This window comes from Myxacorys chilensis (genome assembly GCF_059505265.1).
In genome coordinates this window covers 1-2,440 of record NZ_JCACKG010000277.1, presented here as the reverse complement: position 1 = coordinate 2,440, position 2,440 = coordinate 1, and the positions used below count along the sequence as shown (strand labels likewise).

Sequence of the window (2,440 nt, the reverse complement as noted above, 5' to 3'; positions counted from 1 at the left end):
AGAGCCTGTCCGGGAGCCTCCAAGCCCTCCTGCTGCCAACCTCGCCCTCCGGCGAGCATCACAGCATTAGCCGTTCCCCGGTGCTGCGTTGCCCTCTCCTGCGCCGGGGCGACCCCCCTTATAGCGTCTCTCAAATCCTGTGCCCGTTCCCCGGCTGGCAGCAGAGCCGTTCCGCTGGCGCCCCTTTCCTGGGCAGGGAGACGGGGGAGGGAGGCGGCTGTACCCCTGTGGCTGGGTCGGGGGCGCTTCGGCACCCTACGGCCACGCTACGCCAACCGTAAGCCTCTTGTTGGCGGGGGCGCCGCCCCCTCATGGCCGTCAAAGAGTGAGGCCGGGCCGGATCGCAGCCGCCCGCCCACCGCCGCAGGTCATCTCTGGGCACGGCTGCGCCGACCCCCTGCCAGCTGTTTTCTGCCACCCTATGGGGAGCCGCGCCGGACCGCCGCGCACTGAGCCAGCCGCGATAGGGCGTACCGGCCGGGGCGGGGCGCCTCTAGACGGCCTTTCCAATGATTTGTCGGCGGCTCTATTGAGCTACTGCGGGACCTCAGCTGCCCGGCGAATCCTCGCGGCCACCACGAGCGGCAAGCCCAAAGAGATGCAGAGCGCCCATGCTGGCCGTCTGAACCGGTCCTGCTGGGCTTCAGCGATGACCGCGTTGGGAGCTCGGGACTAAAGTAGCCACGAGAGCCCCGTGGAGTCCTAGCGCCCGCGGGTCAGCGCTGTCTGCCCTTTCTGGGCAGGGCGCAGGCGGTCCAGATAGTCCCTTACGATGATTTGTTTCCGGATCTATTGGCATAATGCGCAACTGAAGACACGGCCCTGTGCAGCCACGGCGTCCGTCAATCACGCGCGCGCAGCCCCTCAGCAGAGTGGGTCGGCGCTTGCGGTCTTAAGGCTCGCGCCTAGGTCCACGCCCTACGGCGCAATCCCGCTTCAGCGAGGCACCGCTGTGCGTTCTATTCGTGCCCCTCGCCAAGGCGCATGAGGATTTCCAACTTCTTCAGGTAGGCCTCCATTTTCGCCGCCGAGAGAGTAGGCTGGGTAGCGTCCTCATAGAAGTGGATGCGATCACCAAGGTCTTCGCCACCTTGCGACAGCTTCGCGCGAGTCGCCGCGCCGAGCTCCTTGATCCTGAACCTCACCGGGTGCTCGGAATAGTTGATCCAGGCACCGGTGTTCATGCCGACAGGCTTGTAGTGCCGATTGAAGAAGACCCACGAACCGTCCTCTTGCATCTCCATCCCGTACGGGAACAGCGCTTGGCGAATATCCACCTCATTCTCCCTTGTTCCACTCACACCTATTGGGCAACCGGCAGTCTCGCTCCTGCCGTCGTAGCCCGACGCGCCTCGGCTGGCAGGGGAGGTGTCCCGCCGCGAACCTACTTGAACTCGCTTCCCAAGAGGTCACGATGGGCCTTGACTCTGTGGAGGTGTCCCCGAGGGGCTGGACGGCAAGGCGCATTCGGTCGTCTCGCTGCAAAACCTCAAGCCCTATATGGTATCACCGGCATGTCGGAGGGCACAGACGCTGTCACGCTCAACCGGATGAAGGGAGCGGTTGGCTCGCTCCTATTTCTTCGGTCTGGCATTGAGTGGTCCTTGTGCCTCGCGATCCCGACGGAGCTCTTCAGGGACGCTCCCAAGCCGGTGCGGGGGATTTCACGATCCCTAGACGTCTGGTCTGAGCAAGTGGGGCAGGCAGGCGCGGGCCGGCCGTTGCATAAGGAACTCTGTCAGCGACTGGTTGGCCACTTGCGACAAGCTCTTGCCGTCAGGAACCTCGTTTGTCACGGGCTGATCGGTTCTTCAGCGGAGGTACCTCGCCGGTCCCAAGAAGCCCATCTGCTTGTTGAACTCGGCGAGGACAGGCGAGTCATCGCCTGGGACGAGCTACAGACGATGTTTCGGTGGATGTCGCGGAGCGGGTGGCTCATCGGCAGCCTCACTCAGGCGGCCATGGAGAAGGATGCGGCAGCCAGTGAGCGTAGCCTGCGCGGATGGGAGGGGCTTCCGGAGCGGTTGTGACGGTCATCTCCACCTCAGCCACTTCAGCCGCTAGCGCAGGCGAAATCTAATTGACCGCCGTGGCGCCTCTAGACGGCTTCCCCGTTCAATGTCTTGCGGGCTACCAACACCCTCGGCGACGGCAGCCGGCCGGCGCATCCGGCCCAAACAATAAGCGGCACGACCAAAGAAACCCAGGGTTGTCTTTGCGCGCCGACCGACACCACCGAGCCGTTACACGTCGCGCGCAAAGCCATTAGAGTGCTCGGGTTTACGGGTTTAACCACTCTCGATCTGGTCGAGTGATAAGCCGAGCCGCAAAGTAGGCGTGATCCAGGTCATAAACCGTCTTCAGCCGATACATCTGCGTCGCATCATCTCGTTCAACGAGGAAGCAGGAGATGTCGTTCACATTGCTCGCTGAACTGAAA

At 63.4% G+C, this 2,440-nt stretch carries 2 protein-coding genes; both read right to left on the bottom strand.

Annotated features, from left to right (window positions below):
• Positions 1 to 959: 959 nt before the first annotated feature.
• On the bottom strand, positions 960 to 1,277 hold the full coding sequence (locus AC5JLB_RS28020) for a hypothetical protein (RefSeq protein ID WP_495877122.1): 318 nt from the start codon (positions 1,275 to 1,277) through the stop codon (positions 960 to 962).
• Positions 1,278 to 2,280: 1,003 nt separating this feature from the next.
• A complete protein-coding gene (locus AC5JLB_RS28015; RefSeq protein ID WP_495877123.1) occupies positions 2,281 to 2,421 on the bottom strand; it encodes a DUF3825 domain-containing protein in 141 nt (46 codons plus the stop codon).
• Positions 2,422 to 2,440 lie beyond the last annotated feature (19 nt).